We start from the raw sequence: 15,393 nt of genomic DNA on the forward strand, positions 1-15,393 counted from the left end.
CTACCAGCGCACCGGCAGGCTTCTCACGCCCCGCACGAGCAGGCCCGGCAGCCAGTCGCCCGGATCGCCGTCCAGGGCGAGGGCCGGGGCCCGGTCCAGGAGCGAGCCGACCGCGATCCTGCCCTCCAGGCGGGCCGGGGGTGCGCCCAGGCAGTACTCGCCCCGTTCGATGAGGGCGCCCCCGATCTCCAGGGGCTCGGCGGCGTACCGGAACGCGGTCGTCTCCACCGGGCCCTCCCAGCGCAGTGCCTCCTGGGCGCGACCAGCTCCGCGGACCTCCTCCGGAACTCCGCGCGGTCCGTCTCCGGGATGCCGAGCAGTTCGCTGATGACGGTGATCGGCAGCGGGTACGCGAGCGCGTCGATGAGATCGGCCCGGCCGTGCGGCAGCATCGCGTCCAGCAGGTCGTCGGTGATCCGCTGGATGCGCGGGCGCAGGTCCTCCACCCGGCGCATGGTGAACGCGCGCGCCACGAGGCCGCGCAGCCGGGTGTGCCGCGGCGGGTCGGCGACCAGCAGGTACGTGCCGATCAGCTCCTCGTCCAGGAGGCGCACGCCGATGCCGGAGCCGTCGTGGGACAGCCGGGGGTCGGCGAGCGCGGCCCGCGCCTCCTGGTACCCCACGACCAGTCAGGTGTCGCAGGTGCCGCCTGTGGCGGGCAGGCGGAGCCGGTGGACGGGGCCCCGTTCGCGCAGGCGCGCGTACACCGGGTGGGGGTCGCGGCGCAGTTGCTCGCCGTACGCGCTCAGGTCGAGCACCTGGTCAGCGCTCATGGCTCATCGCTCCCCTTTCGGACTCCCCCGAGGTCCTGCCGGGTGTCTCCCGTCACCGGGACAACGCGCACGGCGCCCGTCTAGTGCCCGTCGCCGCCGTTCTCCGGCAGTCCCGCGTCGTAGGCGAGCAGCGCGATCTGGACGCGGTTGTCGAGGTCGAGCTTGGCGAGGATCCGGGAGACGTGGGCCTTGACCGTGGCCACGCTGATGAAGAGTTCGGCGGCGATGGCGGCGTTGGCGAGTCCGCGGCCGACGGCGACCGCGACCTCGCGTTCCCGGTCGTTGAGGACGGCCAGCCGTTCCCGCGCGCGGGTCTGCCGGGTGTCGGCGGCGGTACCGGCCGCGTGCCGCATCAGCTGCCGGGTGACGGCGGGCGACAGGACCGGGTCGCCGGCGGCGACCCGGCGCACGGCGTGGACGATCTCGGCGGGCGGGGTGTCCTTCAGGACGAAGCCGGCGGCTCCGGCGCGCAGGGCGTGCAGCACCTGTTCGTCGGCGTGGAACGTGGTGAGCACGACGACCTGCGGTGCGTCCGGCCGGGCGCGCAGCCGACGCGTCGCGGTGATCCCGTCCACCGACGGCATCCGGATGTCCATCAGGACGACGTCCGGCCGGGTCCGGCGGACGAGTTCCTCGGCCTCCGCGCCGTCGGCGGCCTCCCCGACGACCTCGATGTCCTCGGCCCCTCCGATCATCAGCGCCAGGCCGGCGCGTACGAGGGGGTCGTCGTCCACGAGGAGGAGTCTGATCGGCGTCGCAGTCATGGGGTTACGTAATCACGGGCGGGGAGGGGCAGCGGAGGAACGGGCGCGGCGACGACCTCTCTCAGGCCCCCGGCCACGGCAGCCACCCCCTGACCTCGAACCCGCCGTCGGGCCGCGCGCCGTGCTCCAGGTGGCCTCCCGCCAGTGCGGCGCGTTCCGTGAGGCCGATCAGGCCCTGGCCGGAGCCGGGGACGGGAGGGACCTCGGCGGGCGGAGCGGGGTTGGTGACGGTGACCGTGAGGCCGTCGCCGGGGGTTCCGGTGAGGCGGACGGTGACCTCGGTGCCGGGGGCGTGCTTGCGGGCGTTGGTCAGGGCCTCCTGGGCGATGCGGTACGCGGTGCGGCCGACGGAGGCGGGGACGCCGGCCGGGTCGGCGACGCGATGGTCCAGGGCGACCTTCATGCCGGCCTCGCGGCACTCGGCGACGAGGGCGTCCAGCGCGGCCAGCGTCGGCTGGGGACGACCGCCGGACGACTCCTCGGACTCGCCGGCCCGGAGCACGCCGATGATCTCCCGCAGGTCCTGGAGGGCCTCGTGGGCGCTCTCCCGGATCACCCCGGCGGCCCGCGCGATCTCCTCGCGGGGCGCGTCCGGCCGGAACTCCAGGGCGCCCGCGTGCACGCTGAGCAGGGTCAGCCGGTGCGCGAGCACGTCGTGCATCTCGCGGGCGATGGCCTCGCGGGCCAGGCGCTGCGCCTGCTCCGCACGGAGCCGGGCCTCGGTCTCCGCGCGGTGCGCCCGGTCCCTGAGGCTCAGCATCAGCATGCGCTTGGAGCGGACGAACATGCCCCAGCCGATGACCGACACGGTCAGCAGCGCGGTGAACGCGACGATCCCGGCGTAGGGCAGGTCGGGGTCGGGCCGCACCCAGTAGTAGAGCGGGATCAGCGCGAGTTCGACGCCGCCGATCCAGGCCACGTACCGGAAGGGCCGGTGCACGGCGAGCGTGAACAGGGCGACCATCGCCGCGCCGCCCGAGCTGTCGGACAGCAGGCCGACCGGGATCAGCGCGACGGCGAGTCCGACCGGCCACCGGCGGCGCAGCCAGACCGCGCCGCAGGCCAGGGCGCCCAGCGTCTGGTCGAGGACGACGAGGGCGTGCGGCAGCCCGGCCTCCTTGGACAGGGACTGTGCCGCCGCCAGGCCGATGAGGACGGCCAGGAGGAAGCAGACGAAGTCGACGACCCAGTCGCGCGCCGTGCGCCGGGGCCGCCGGCCGGTGCCGCCGGCGTCCGGGTCCAGTTCGTGGATCAGGGCGGAGGGGAACAGCCACCGGCGGCCGGTGAACCCCTTCGGCGCCCGCGCCTGTTCGTCATCGCTCACGGTCGACAAATCTACGCACGGATCGCACCCCGCCGCCGCTCCCCGCCCGGGATCGCCGACCGAACGCCCGGGGAAGACCGACCAAAGTCGCACCGCCGTGGACTTTGGGTGCCGCCCGCCGGCCGAGGCGCAGCCTTTCGGCGCCGGGTACTCGCCCCGCGGCCGATGTGTGGGGGGAGGCCGCGGGGCGAGAGTCGTACCGTGAAACAGCTACTGGAACTTCTCGGGTTCATCGCCCTGGTGCAGGGCGTGCTGGGCCTGGTGCACGAGTTCACCGACTGGCACGTGGGTCTCGTGCAGCGGCTCGGCTTCCTCGACGGCTACGAGGTCTACGCGAGCGTCGCGCTCGTGGTGCTCGCGTTCGCCCTGTTCGCCGCCGCGGAGAGCCGGGGGTCCGGCTGAGCGCGGACCGGCCCCCGGCCGGACGCACCGTTCCCTCGGGCCGGGCCGGACTCAGCAGCCGTAGTCGATCAGGTCGAACGTGGCGTAGTGGTCGGCGGTGTAGTAGTCCTCCTGGTACTCCTCACCCGTGACGATGCGCCGGGCACCGCGGGTGGAGGAGCCGGGGGTCTTCACCGTGTACTCGTGGTAGTAGCCGGACGACTGCTTGGGCAGGACGCTCTCCCGGTTCTGGAAGACGATCCCGTCCTGCGAGTACGGGAAGGGGCCGCCCTGCTCGATCAGGCGCAGGGTGTCGTAGGCCTGCGACGGCAGGTCGCCGTAGCAGATGCTGCCGACCGACGCGGCTGCGGCGTCCGCCGTGGTGGCGGTGACGGTGCCGCCCACGAGGAGGGCGGACAGGAGCGCGGCTGCGGCGCCGACGCGTGTGGCACGTGGGGGGAATCTCATGCCCCATGATGACGCGCGTAGACGTTGACATGTCAACGTCAAAGTTGAAGATTTTCCCATCAAGTCCGATGAGTTTTCGGGAAGTTAACCTGCCGCGAGCCGGTTCAGCCCGTGTGCGTCGAGAACAGTCCGCCGGTCGGGCCCTGCTTGTCGCCGCCCTGGGCCTTCTTCAGGGCGTTGGCGAGGCCCTCGATGGTGAGGGACTGCAGGATCACCCGGCCGTTGCCCTCCAGGGTGGCCAGGGACAGGCCCTCGCCGCCGAAGACGGCGTTCATGATCCCCTGCCGGTTGAGGCCGCCGACGCGCTGGACGCCATACTGGATGCCCTCCTCGAAGGCGACCACGCAGCCGGTGTCGACCTCGATACGGCCGCCGAAGTCCGCCGGGTTCAGGTCGATGAAGTTGCCCGCGCCGGCGATGATCACCGTGCCGCGCCCGGTGAACTTCTCCAGGACGAAGCCCTCGCCGCCGCTCATGCCCGTACGGCCGCCCTGGAAGGCGATGCCGAACTCGACGCTGGACTCGGCGGCCACGAAGGCGTCCTTCTCGGCGAACCACGCGCGCGTGCCGTCCAGCTCCAGGGCACGCATCTCACCGGGGAGCACGCCCGCGAAGCCGACCGTGCCCTCGCCGCCCTGCGCGGTGAAGTACTGGAAGGCCAGCGACTCACCGGCGAGCACGCGCTGGCCGACCTGCATGGCGGTACCCATGGCCTGGCGCAGCAGGCCGCCCATGCCGCCCGAGCCGCCCTGCTGCTGCCCGCCGCCCGCCGACGGGCCGGACAGCCGCGTCTCCATGGTCACGTTCGCCGTCTTGAAAAGGAACTTTCCGGCCTCGCAGTACACGGTCTGGCCGGGGTGCAGGTTGACGACCGCCATCTGCATGGCGTTGCCGACGATCTCTTGCTGAAGGGTCACGTGGGAGACAACGCGAGAGGTGGACGAAAGAGTTCCGGACCGGCGGGACCAAGACTCCGTGCGGGTGAGGTGCGGGACGCCCCGGTGCTGTCCCGGCCGGGGCGTCCCACGCGCGCGTGGGCGGGGATCAGCCGCCCAGTTCCTGGTGGCGGACGGCGAGGCCGCTCGCGCCCTGCTCGGTCAGGGAGCCGAACAGGCGCAGCCGGGAGATGCCGCCGTCGGGGAAGATGTCGATCCGCGCGTGCGTGCCGACCGCCGGCTCGGGCAGCACGAAGCGGTGGTTGGTGTCGGGCTGGAGGCGGGTGCGCGGGAGGACCTCGGTCCACTCGCCGTCCTCGCCGTCCTTCACGGAGACCGACGCCCAGCCGGCGCTGTTGCCCTTCAGATAGGCGGTGTCGATCTCGATCGCGCGGATCTGGGACTGGGCGGCGAGCCGGTAGCGGATCCAGTCGTTGCCCTGGTCGCGGCGGCGCCGGGTCTCCCAGCCGTCGTCCATCTTGCGGGAGCGGCCCGGCTGGATGGTGTTGGTGGCCGGCGAGTAGAAGAGGTTGGAGGCGTCCTCGACCTGGCCGCCGTTCTCCAGGGCGACCACGTCGAAGGTGCCGAGGACCGCCAGCCACTGCGGGTCCGGGACGACCTCGCCGTACACGCGCAGACGGGCGATGCCGCCGTCCGGGTGCTGGTTGATCCGCAGGTGCGTGAAGCGCTGCTCGGCCGAGACGGCGAAGCCGTTCGCCGCGTGCCCGCCGACCGGGGTGCGCGGGACCAGGGTCGTCCACTTCACGTCGTCGCCCAGCAGCTCCTCCGGGGACGGGGAACCGGGTACGGAGGCGCCCTCGACCGAGACGGCCTGCGGGTAGTTGCCGCGGAAGTGGGCGGTGTCGACGACGATCCCGCGGATCACCCCGGGCGCGCCGAGCCGGACCAGCGCCCAGTCGTGGTCCTCGGCGGTCGGCCACGGGTGCTCGCTGGAGGCACCGCGGCGCCGGCGGGTCTCCCAGCCGTCCATGATCTTGCCCTTGTGGCCGAAGTGCTCGGGGTCGAACTCGGCCCGCTCGGGCACCAGCAGGTTCTCCCGCTGGGCGAAGAACTCGTCGTTGGCGGCGATGACACCGGCGCCGAGCTGCCGGTCGGCGAGGTTGGCGTACTGGGTGAAGGGGAAGTCGGCGGTGCGGTAGTCCGCGTACGGGTCGCCGCCTCCGTAGGGGTTCGCGTCGCCGGTGAAACTCGGTATCGCCGTCACAGTGATCAGGTCTGCCTTTCGAAGCTCGGTGGGTGGGAGTCAGTGGGTCCTGGTGAGGAGGCGCCCCTTCGGCTCGGTGAAGGTGCCGTCGGCGACGATGCGTTCGCCGCGCAGCCAGGTGGACTTGACTACGCCGTGCAGGGTCTTGCCGGCGTAGGCGGTGACCCGGTTGCGGTGCTGGAGGCCGGCCGGGTCGACGGTGAAGGTCTCGTCGGGGGCGAGGACGGCGAAGTCGGCGTCGCGGCCGGCCTCGATGGCGCCCTTCTGGCCGAGGCCGACCAGGGCGGCGGTCCGCGTGGACATCCAGCGGACGACGTCCTCCAGGGTGTGACCGCGCCTGCGGGCCTCGGTCCATACGGCGGACAGGCTCAGCTGGAGGCCGGAGATGCCGCCCCACGCGGTGGCGAAGTCGTCCGTCTTCAGGTCGGCCGTGGACGGCGAGTGGTCGGTGACCACGCAGTCGATGGTGCCGTCGGCGAGGGCCGCCCAGAGCAGGTCCCGGTTGCCGGCCTCGCGGATGGGCGGGCAGCACTTGAACTCGCTGGCGCCGTCCGGGACTTCCTCGGCGGTCAGGGTGAGGTAGTGCGGGCAGGTCTCCACGGTGATGCGGACGCCCTCGGCGCGGGCGGCGCGGATCAGCGGCAGGGCGTCGCTGGAGGACAGGTGCAGCACGTGCACGCGCGCGTTCAGCCGCCGGGCCTGCGCGATGAGGTTCGCGATGGCGGTGTCCTCGGCGTCGCGCGGGCGGGAGGCGAGGAAGTCGGCGTACCTCGGGCCGCCCTGTTGCGGGGCGGCGGCCAGGTGGTGCGGGTCCTCGGCGTGCACGATCAGCAGCCCGTCGAAGCCGGCGATCTCCGCCAGGGACTGGGCGAGCCGGTCCTGGTCGAGGTGCGGGAACTCGTCCACGCCGGACGGGGAGAGGAACGCCTTGAAGCCGAAGACCCCGGCGTCGTGCAGCGGGCTCAGGTCCTTGACGTTGTCGGGCAGGGCGCCGCCCCAGAAGCCGACGTCGATGTGCGCCTTGTCCCGGGCCACGTCCTGCTTGACGCGCAGGTTGTCGACCGTGGTCGTCGGCGGCAGGGAGTTGAGCGGCATGTCGATCAGCGTGGTGATGCCGCCGGCCGCCGCCGCGCGGGTGGCCGTCCAGAAGCCCTCCCACTCGGTGCGGCCCGGGTCGTTGACGTGCACGTGGGTGTCGACCAGGCCGGGCAGCACGACGTGGTCGCCGACGTCCTCCAGCCGGGCCGTGGCCGGGACCTCGGCGTCGTACGGCAGCACGGCCGTGATCCTGCCCGCGGACACGGTGACCGTGGCGGCCCGCGTACCTTCCGGAGTGATCACGCGCGTCGAGCGCAGCACCAGTTCAGCGTCGGACACCCGAACCCCTCTCTCCACCGCCGCTTACATCCAGGAAACGGGATGAACACCCACGAAGCGGATTTCAACGTTCTGTTGAAGGAGTCTTCACTCCCGCTTCCCCCTCGTCAAGGGGCACACTTCCGGACAGCGCGACAGAGGCGCACCCTCTGGACGTTTCCACAAAGCGGAATTAGAATTCCAGCAGGCAGAACGTAGCTATGTACAAGCAGGGAGTCAACCGGCTGCCGGGTAGGCTTCTGCCCTCCCGCCAGTCCCGAAAGGAACGCGCCGTGCCGACGTCCAGCGCCAGCACCACCGACTCCGCGAAGCCCTCCGCCGCCGGCGGGGTGCAGTCCCTGGAGCGCGCCTTCGACCTGCTTGAGCGGATGGCGGACGCGGGCGGCGAGGTGGGCCTGAGCGAGCTGTCCGCCGCCAGCGGGCTGCCCCTGCCGACCATCCACCGGCTGATGCGCACGCTGGTCGCCTGCGGCTACGTGCGCCAGCAGGCCAACCGGCGGTACGCGCTCGGCCCCCGCCTGATCCGGCTCGGCGAGTCCGCGTCCCGGCTGCTCGGCACCTGGGCGCGGCCGTATCTGGCCCGGCTGGTGGAGGAGACCGGCGAGACGGCGAACATGGCGCTGCTCGACGGGGACGAGATCGTGTACGTGGCGCAGGTGCCGTCGAAGCACTCGATGCGGATGTTCACCGAGGTGGGCCGACGGGTGCTGCCGCACTCGACCGGCGTGGGCAAGGCGCTGCTCGCCGGGGTGCCGGACGACGAGGTGCGGGCGCTGCTGGCCCGTACGGGGATGCCGGCCGCGACCGAGAAGACCATCACGACCCCCGACGGTTTCCTGGCGGCGCTGGACGACGTACGGCAGCTGGGGTACGCCGTCGACGACAACGAGCAGGAGATAGGGGTTCGGTGCCTCGCGGTGTCCGTACCCGACTCCCCGACGGCCGCGGCGATCTCCATCTCCGGGCCGGCGGGACGGGTCACCGAGGCGGCGACGGAGAAGATCGTGCCGGTGCTGCAGCAGGTGGCGAGGGAACTGTCCCAGGCGCTGGCGAGTTCGGGCGCCTGAGCCCGGGCGACGGGGACCACACCCGGGCGGTCCCGCCATACTCCGTTCGGATGTCATTCGGCACGACAAGGCATGCCGCGCCCCATGTGTCCCAATATTCCCCTTCATGATGAGTTTCACCGAATCGACCTTCTTTCGGAGGCTCATCCACGTGAAGGCTCTCATCCCCATGGCGGCCGCCGTCGCAGTGCTCGGCTCCCAGGTCCTGGCCGGGGTGGCGGTCGCCGCCCCGTCTCTGGGCACCGGCACCGGCACCAGCGCCACCGACCAGGGCATCAAGTTCGTCAACTGCCAGAACCAGTCGACGTTCAGCCTCGTCGACGTGCCCGCGACCCTGGCGGCGGTGGCCACCGTCGTCACGCCGGACTTCATCGGGGGCATCGCGATCGGCCCCGGCCCGACCCAGGTCTCCACCGCTTCCACGAACTCCCCGTCGAACAACACGTGCTCTTAGCACCGGCACATCGCCGACGGGCCGCACGCCAGCTCCTGCGTGCGGCCCGTCGGCGTGTACGGGGCGGGCGGGCGAGGGACCCGAGACCGGTCCGCGCTCCGTGCACCGCTCACCGGAACGGCGGCTCCCCGAACAGGTCCACCGCCTCACGGACCTCCCGCAGACCCCGCGCCAGCGCGCTGACCGAGCCGATCGCGCCCGCGATCAGTAACAGGGAGCCGCGCAGGCGGGGGATCTCCGGGCGGCCGCCGGTGGCCATGGCCGCGAGGGCCGCCAGCTCGTCCTCGGCGATGGCGCGGTCGGGGAAGTCGGAGGGGAGCACGGCGAGTTCGCGGCGCAGCCGGGACACCGCGGTCCGCAGTTCCGCCACTCTCCGGTCCTCGTCGCTGACGGTCACTGGCCTCTGCCCCAAGCTCCGCAACACAGCCCTCCCCCCAGGCACGCCGTCGTGCGCGGGTCAGTAAACGCCACCCCGTGCGGGAGCGCCACAGCGCGGACCGAAATTCAGCCCATGGGAATCGGCGCCGGAAAATCCGGCCGGTTCCGGCGCCGTCGGGTATGCAGGACCCATGACGGACAACCAGGGTCTTCAGGCGGATGTCGCGGGACTGCTGCTCGCCGCCGGCGGCGGCAGACGGCTCGGCGGGCGCCCCAAGGCGCTGCTGCCGCACCGGGGGCGACCCCTGGTGGAGCACGCGGTCGGGGTACTGCGGGCGGCCGGGTGCGCGCGGATCCATGTCGTGCTGGGCGCCCGGGCGGACGAGGTGAGGGACCGCGCCGAGCTGGCCGGCTGTGTGCTCGTGGACAACCCGGACTGGGCCGAGGGCATGGGGTCGTCCCTGCGCGCCGGACTGGCGTCGCTCGCCGGTACGGGCGTGCGCGCGGCCCTGGTCGGCCTGGTCGACCAGCCCGGTATCGGGCCCGCCGCGGTGGCCCGGGTGCTCGGGGCGTACGAGGGCGAGAAATCGCTGGTCTCGGCCGCCTATGACGGGGTGCGCGGGCATCCGGTGCTGTTCGGTGCCGCGCACTGGGCGGGGATCGCGGAGACGGCCACCGGGGACCGCGGGGCGCGGGCCTACCTCACGGCGCACGAGGACCGGATCCGGCTCGTGGAGTGCGCGGACGTCGCCGAGCCGTACGACATCGACACCGAGGCCGATCTGAGCCACCTTGAGTGAACGGGGTGGCACCGAGCGCCACCTTGCCTCGACTCAGAGAATCTCGACATCAACAAACCATTGAAGTTCCACAATGAGGAAACTACTATCCACTGTTCAGAAGCGTCCGACCGCACAGCGGGCGCTGTTTGCCCTATACGTGCCACTAGGCACCCGGTGCCACCGCTGAAGGAAGTGACAGCTCATGTCCGCACCAGCGCCGTCCCCGCTGGCCATCGTCGACGCCGAGCCCCTGCCCCGGCAGGAGGAGGTCCTCACGGACGCGGCGCTCGCCTTCGTGGCGGAGCTGCACCGGCGGTTCACCCCGCGCCGTGACGAACTCCTGGCCCGCCGGGCCGAGCGCCGCGCCGAGATCGCCCGCACCTCCACGCTCGACTTCCTCCCGGAGACGGCCGCCGTCCGCGCGGACGACTCCTGGAAGGTCGCCCCGGCCCCGGCCGCGCTGAACGACCGGCGCGTCGAGATCACCGGCCCCACCGACCGCAAGATGACCATCAACGCGCTCAACTCGGGCGCGAAGGTCTGGCTCGCCGACTTCGAGGACGCCTCCGCGCCCACCTGGGAGAACGTCGTCCTCGGCCAGGCCAACCTGATCGACGCCTACACCCGCAGCATCGACTTCACCGACGAGCGCACCGGCAAGTCGTACGCCCTGCGGCCGAACGAGGAGCTGGCGACCGTCGTCATGCGCCCGCGCGGCTGGCACCTGGACGAGCGGCACCTGGTCGACGCCGACGGCCGGGCCGTCCCCGGCGCCTTCGTCGACTTCGGCCTGTACTTCTTCCACAACGCGCAGCGGCTGCTCGACCTCGGCAAGGGCCCGTACTTCTACCTGCCGAAGACCGAGTCGCACCTCGAAGCCCGCCTGTGGAACGACGTGTTCGTCTTCGCCCAGGACTACGTCGGCATCCCGCAGGGCACCGTCCGCGCCACCGTCCTGATCGAGACCATCACGGCCGCGTACGAGATGGAGGAGATCCTCTACGAGCTGCGCGACCACGCCGCGGGCCTGAACGCCGGCCGCTGGGACTACCTGTTCTCCATCGTGAAGAACTTCCGTGACGGCGGGCAGAGGTTCGTCCTCCCGGACCGCAACGCCGTGACGATGACCGCCCCGTTCATGCGGGCGTACACCGAACTCCTCGTCCGCACCTGCCACAAGCGCGGCGCGCACGCCATCGGCGGCATGGCGGCCTTCATCCCGTCCCGCAAGGACGCCGAGGTCAACAAGGTCGCCTTCGAGAAGGTCCGCGCCGACAAGGACCGCGAGGCGAACGACGGTTTCGACGGCTCCTGGGTCGCCCACCCCGACCTGGTGCCGATCGCCATGGAGTCCTTCGACAAGGTCCTCGGCGACAAGCCGAACCAGAAGGACCGCCTCCGCGAGGACGTCCACGTCGAGGCGGCCGACCTGATCGCGATCGACTCGCTCGACGCCAGGCCGACGTACAACGGCCTGGTCAACGCCGTCCAGGTCGGCATCCGTTACATCGAGGCCTGGCTGCGCGGCCTCGGCGCGGTCGCCATCTTCAACCTGATGGAGGACGCGGCCACCGCCGAGATCTCCCGGTCGCAGATCTGGCAGTGGATCAACGCGGGCGTCGAGTTCGAGAACGGCGAGAAGGCCACGCCGGAGCTGGCCCGCAAGGTCGCCGCCGAGGAACTGGACGCCCTCCGCAAGGAGATCGGCGAGGAGGCCTTCGCGGCCGGCCACTGGCAGGAGGCGCACGACCTGCTGCTCCAGGTGTCCCTGGACGAGGACTACGCCGACTTCCTCACCCTGCCGGCGTACGAGCAGCTGCGCGGCTGACATCGCTGTGAACGCCCCCGCACCGAGCGGTGCCGGGGGCGTTCACGTGGGCAGGCCGTGGCGCCGGCGCTCCTCGGCGGTCAGCTCGGCCGGCTCGGCCGCGACCCGTTCCAGGAGCGCCTCGCACTGCCGGGCGTCCGTGCCGTCGGGCAGCGACCAGGTGTAGCGGCGGTGGTCCTCGCCGGTGACGACGAAGGAGCGGCCGTCGCCGGACCAGTGCGCGTCCAGCGGCAGCCGGCACGCCAGCCGGGACACGGCCTGGCACGCTCCCGTCTCCGCCCGCCAGAAGGCGACCCACCCGCCCCCCGCGGTCGCGAGCAGGCGTCCGTCGGGGGACCACAGGAGCACGGCGGCACTGCCGTAGGTGGCGGCGGAACGCGCCAGGGGTGAGCCGTCACCGGCGTCGCAGATCCGTACGGCGGACTCCCCGTCGAGGAAGGCGAGCCGGCGTCCGTCGGGCGACCAGCAGGCCGCGCCGGCGGTGGCCCCCTCGCCCACGGGGATGTCGAGCAGCCGACGCCCGGTCGAGGCGTCCCGGACGACCAGGGGTCCTTCTCTCTCCGCGGTCACCAGGTTCCGGCCGTCGGGGCTCCAGGCCAGCACATCGGTTCCGCGCTCGATGTCCTCGGTCCGGGCGACACGGCTCCCGGTCACGGGATCCCAGACCTCGACGCGGTGGGCGGCGGCGAGGAAGTCATGGCTGACGGTGCCGAGGAGCGAACCGTCCGGGGACCACAGGACGCGGTCCACCATGTCGTACGCCGTGGACATCGCGGCAGCACAGCGGCCTGAGGCGGGGTCCACGATCTCCACCCGGCCGCCGGCGAAGGAGACCGCCAGCCGGTCCGCCCCCGGCTGCCAGGCGAGCAGCACCGGCTTCGGATCGCGAGCCGTGACGACCTTCCGGGGTCCGGCGCCGGTGCCGGGCTCCGTCACGTAGACGGCATCGCCTCCCTGCACGGTGGCGGCCACCCGCCCGGCTTGCGACGACACGCTGCGCAGCAGTCCGCCCGGCAGCGGCCGGGGGCGCCACGAGCCGTGATCACCGATCCACACGCCGCTGAACCGCGACCGCCACGCGAAGCAGGCACTGTCGGCGCGCCAGGCGATCTCCTCGGCGCCCCAGGGGGCACGCAGGCGGCGCAGCAGCGTGTGGTCGGCGACCCGCCACACGGTGATCGCCGCGCTCGCTCCCCGGCCGGCGTCGGACACCGCCACGGCCACCATCTCTCCGTCAGGTGACCAGAAGACACCGCCGGCTTCCACCCCGGTGTCCCACTCGTCCAGGACGGTGCCGTCCTCGGCGGCCCTGATCCGCAGGGTACGGCCGGACACCTCGGCCGCTCGACGGCCGTCCGGGGCCCAGGCGAACCACGAGGTGGTGCCCGGGAGTTCGTCGTCGCCCCTGACGAGACGCCAGGCCGGGTCGCCGTCCGACATGCGTACGACATGCAGCTCGTTCCAGGCGAACAGGGCGAGGAAGGAGCAGTCGGGCGACCACGCCAGCGCCTTGACCGGCGGCGCCTGGTAGGAGTGACGCACCTCCGCGAGCCGTCCCCGCGGCACGGGTGTGAAGTCGATGATGTCGACGCCGGTGTCGGCCAACTGGGCGGCGGCACGCCAACCGTCCGGTGACAGCCCCAGCGCCCGGTCTCCGAAGGGACCTGCCGCGCCCGTGGCGGACCAGAACTCCGGAGCGTCGAAGCGCCTTACGGCGAGCATCTCACGGGTGTCCACCCAGTAGGCGTCCTCGCCGATGCCGGCCGCCCGCAACTCCCCCAGCCCCAAGGACTCCTGGCCGACCAGGTCACCACGAGCCGTCCAGGTGCACAGATCGCCCTCCGCCCCTATCGTCCGCAGATGCCCGCTGCCCGGATCCCAGCCGGACGCGAGCACCGTCCCCGCGTGCCCGAGTCCGAGGCCGTCGACCACCGGGTCGTGCCCGATCCCCCACAGCGTCAGCGCGACCTTCTCGGTCGCCCTGAACTCCCGTACCGCCGCGGCCACCAGCCCCAACGCCAGCCGCCGTTCCCCGCGCAGCGCGTAGGCCTGCTGCGCCCGGTCCGCGAGGTCGTCGGCGCGTTCCCCGGCGGCCGCCTCCGCCCTGGCCCCGGAGGCGGCGACCAGCTCGGCGAGGGCCGGGGAGGTGCCGTGCGCATCGACCAGCTCCCGTGCCTGCGCGAGCCGCTGCCCGAGCAGCAGGTCGTCCGCCGACCGGTCGTTCGCCAGCCAGGCCGCTGCCCGGCGTTCGAGGTCCGTGAGGCGGCGCAGTACGCCCTGGTGACGCTCCGTCAGCTCCCGTAGCCTGGGCCAGTGCCGCAGCAGCGCCTCGTGGACGAGGTCGAAGGCCTCACCCTCGTCGACGTCCGTCACCAGACGGGCCTGGCGCAGATCCTCGACGACCGCCAGTCCGGCCGCGTCCAGAGACGTTCTCCGCACGGACTGCCGGGAAAAGCCGCGTTCGTCCCAGGCGACGAACCTCAGGAGCACCGCCTCCACCCGCGCTCCGGGATGCTCGGCGACGAGCCGCGCGTAGGTACCTTCCGCGTACCGGGCGATGGCCTGGGACAGCGGGCCGGTCCGCGCCAGCAGGTCCGGCCCGATGACGTGGTCCGGGCCCGCCGCCTCGTACAGGTCGCGCAGCACCTGGCCGAGCAGGGGCAGGGCGTCGCCCTCGGTGGCCTCGACCACCAGGTCGTCCACCACCTCCTCGGCGATGTCCGCGCCCGCGGCCCGCGCCGGGCCCGCGATGACCGCCCTGGTCTGCCGCGAGGTGAGCGTGCCGAGCGGGAAGCGGGTGCGCAGGAGGTCGTCGTACGGCCGCAGCTCGGGGTCGTGCAGGAAGCCGGACGGCAGCGTGAGGACCAGGTGCAACTGCGGGTGTGACCGTACGGCAGCCCGTAACGCCCGCAGGAACAGCTCGCGTTCCGTGGGCGAGGCCATCCGGACGACGTCCTCGAACTGGTCGATCGCGAGGACGATCCGCGCCCGGTGTCCCCGGGCGGCCGCTCCCAGCGCGGCCGGAAGGACCGTCGATCCGCTTCCCGCCAAAGCCTCCTGGCGCAGCTCGCGCGCGAGGCGTACCGCCGTGTCGCCCTGCCGTTCGGCGCCGCGCGGGGTCAGGGCCTGCGCCAGGGCGAGGAAAGGGCCGGCGCCCGGTCTGAACGGGCCGAGGACCGCCCAGCGGCGGCGCCTGAGGTCCGGCAGCAGGCCCGCCGCGACGAAGGAGGACTTTCCGCAGCCGGACGGGCCGACCACGGTGAGCACGCGCTGCGCGGGCGAGCGGGCGGCGGTCAGGGCGCGCACCGCCTCCCGGGTCTCGTCCTCGCGGCCGAAGAAGACGTCCGCGCGGTCCTCGGCGAAGGCCTCCAGGCCGGGATACGGGCTGTCGGACCGCGTCCAGGGCACCCGGCGCCGCTCCCGCCACCGCTGCCCGAGTTCCCAGGCGACCGCCGCGGCGACGCCCGCCGGCAGCCACACGGCGGCGTAGCGGTTCACGGCGCGCAGCGGCGCCCACCAGCCGTCCGGATCCGCGGTGAGGAGGTTGGTACCGACACCGAAGACCAGTCCCAGAAGCAGCGACGCGAGGTCGAGGCTCGTCCTCCGGGTCCCCTTCACCGGGCGCCGGCCGGGCCGA

General features: G+C 72.7%; 13 protein-coding genes and 1 pseudogene. 5 read left to right on the plus strand and 9 right to left on the minus strand.

Annotation, left to right across the window (positions count from 1 at the left end; all coding sequences use genetic code 11):
- The 3 genes and pseudogenes from ABZ937_RS16090 to ABZ937_RS16100 form a co-directional block, all read right to left on the minus strand.
- Positions 1 to 773: pseudogene (locus ABZ937_RS16090) on the minus strand (hypothetical protein).
- An 80-nt stretch (positions 774 to 853) separates the two neighbouring features.
- Positions 854 to 1,537 (minus strand): response regulator transcription factor, encoded by a 684-nt coding sequence (locus ABZ937_RS16095; RefSeq protein WP_361691838.1) that lies wholly within the window; start codon positions 1,535 to 1,537, stop codon positions 854 to 856.
- 61 nt (positions 1,538 to 1,598) lie between these two features.
- Entirely contained in the window at positions 1,599 to 2,861 is a 1,263-nt protein-coding gene (locus tag ABZ937_RS16100) for a histidine kinase (RefSeq protein ID WP_361691841.1), read from the minus strand.
- Between the two features lie 201 nt (positions 2,862 to 3,062).
- Between ABZ937_RS16100 and ABZ937_RS16105 the strand changes: the two genes are divergently transcribed.
- A complete protein-coding gene (locus ABZ937_RS16105; protein WP_361691844.1) occupies positions 3,063 to 3,263 on the plus strand; it encodes a hypothetical protein in 201 nt (66 codons plus the stop codon).
- A gap of 51 nt (positions 3,264 to 3,314) precedes the next feature.
- Here the strand turns inward: ABZ937_RS16105 and ABZ937_RS16110 are convergent, their stop codons facing one another.
- From ABZ937_RS16110 to allB, 4 genes are all read right to left on the minus strand, one after another.
- The gene (locus tag ABZ937_RS16110) at positions 3,315 to 3,710 is read right to left on the minus strand and encodes a ribonuclease domain-containing protein (RefSeq protein WP_361691847.1); all 396 of its coding nucleotides are present in this window, start codon (positions 3,708 to 3,710) and stop codon (positions 3,315 to 3,317) included.
- 104 nt (positions 3,711 to 3,814) lie between these two features.
- Entirely contained in the window at positions 3,815 to 4,627 is an 813-nt protein-coding gene (locus ABZ937_RS16115; RefSeq protein ID WP_361691850.1) for an AIM24 family protein, read from the minus strand.
- A gap of 127 nt (positions 4,628 to 4,754) precedes the next feature.
- The gene (alc, locus tag ABZ937_RS16120; RefSeq protein WP_361691853.1) at positions 4,755 to 5,870 is read right to left on the minus strand and encodes an allantoicase; all 1,116 of its coding nucleotides are present in this window, start codon (positions 5,868 to 5,870) and stop codon (positions 4,755 to 4,757) included.
- Positions 5,871 to 5,909: 39 nt separating this feature from the next.
- A complete protein-coding gene (gene allB / locus ABZ937_RS16125) occupies positions 5,910 to 7,247 on the minus strand; it encodes an allantoinase AllB (RefSeq protein WP_361691856.1) in 1,338 nt (445 codons plus the stop codon).
- Between the two features lie 272 nt (positions 7,248 to 7,519).
- Here allB and ABZ937_RS16130 point away from each other — a divergent pair, with 272 nt between their 5' ends.
- Positions 7,520 to 8,314 (plus strand): IclR family transcriptional regulator, encoded by a 795-nt coding sequence (locus ABZ937_RS16130; RefSeq protein WP_361691859.1) that lies wholly within the window; start codon positions 7,520 to 7,522, stop codon positions 8,312 to 8,314.
- 151 nt (positions 8,315 to 8,465) lie between these two features.
- Positions 8,466 to 8,768 (plus strand): hypothetical protein, encoded by a 303-nt coding sequence (locus ABZ937_RS16135; protein ID WP_361691862.1) that lies wholly within the window; start codon positions 8,466 to 8,468, stop codon positions 8,766 to 8,768.
- A gap of 109 nt (positions 8,769 to 8,877) precedes the next feature.
- Here ABZ937_RS16135 and ABZ937_RS16140 read toward each other — a convergent pair whose 3' ends face one another.
- Positions 8,878 to 9,192, minus strand: coding sequence for a DUF5955 family protein (locus ABZ937_RS16140; protein WP_361691865.1), 315 nt, complete (start codon positions 9,190 to 9,192; stop codon positions 8,878 to 8,880).
- A 145-nt stretch (positions 9,193 to 9,337) separates the two neighbouring features.
- On the opposite strand from ABZ937_RS16140, the gene ABZ937_RS16145 reads away from it, so the two are divergent.
- Both ABZ937_RS16145 and aceB read left to right on the plus strand, forming a co-directional pair.
- Entirely contained in the window at positions 9,338 to 9,946 is a 609-nt protein-coding gene (locus tag ABZ937_RS16145; RefSeq protein ID WP_361691868.1) for a nucleotidyltransferase family protein, read from the plus strand.
- A 184-nt stretch (positions 9,947 to 10,130) separates the two neighbouring features.
- Positions 10,131 to 11,756 (plus strand): malate synthase A, encoded by a 1,626-nt coding sequence (aceB, locus tag ABZ937_RS16150; protein ID WP_361691871.1) that lies wholly within the window; start codon positions 10,131 to 10,133, stop codon positions 11,754 to 11,756.
- 42 nt (positions 11,757 to 11,798) lie between these two features.
- Here aceB and ABZ937_RS16155 read toward each other — a convergent pair whose 3' ends face one another.
- Positions 11,799 to 15,374, minus strand: coding sequence for an NACHT and WD repeat domain-containing protein (locus ABZ937_RS16155; protein ID WP_361691874.1), 3,576 nt, complete (start codon positions 15,372 to 15,374; stop codon positions 11,799 to 11,801).
- Positions 15,375 to 15,393: the final 19 nt, after the last annotated feature.

The organism is Streptomyces sp. NPDC046727 (genome assembly GCF_040645635.1).
Lineage (GTDB): Bacteria > Actinomycetota > Actinomycetes > Streptomycetales > Streptomycetaceae > Streptomyces.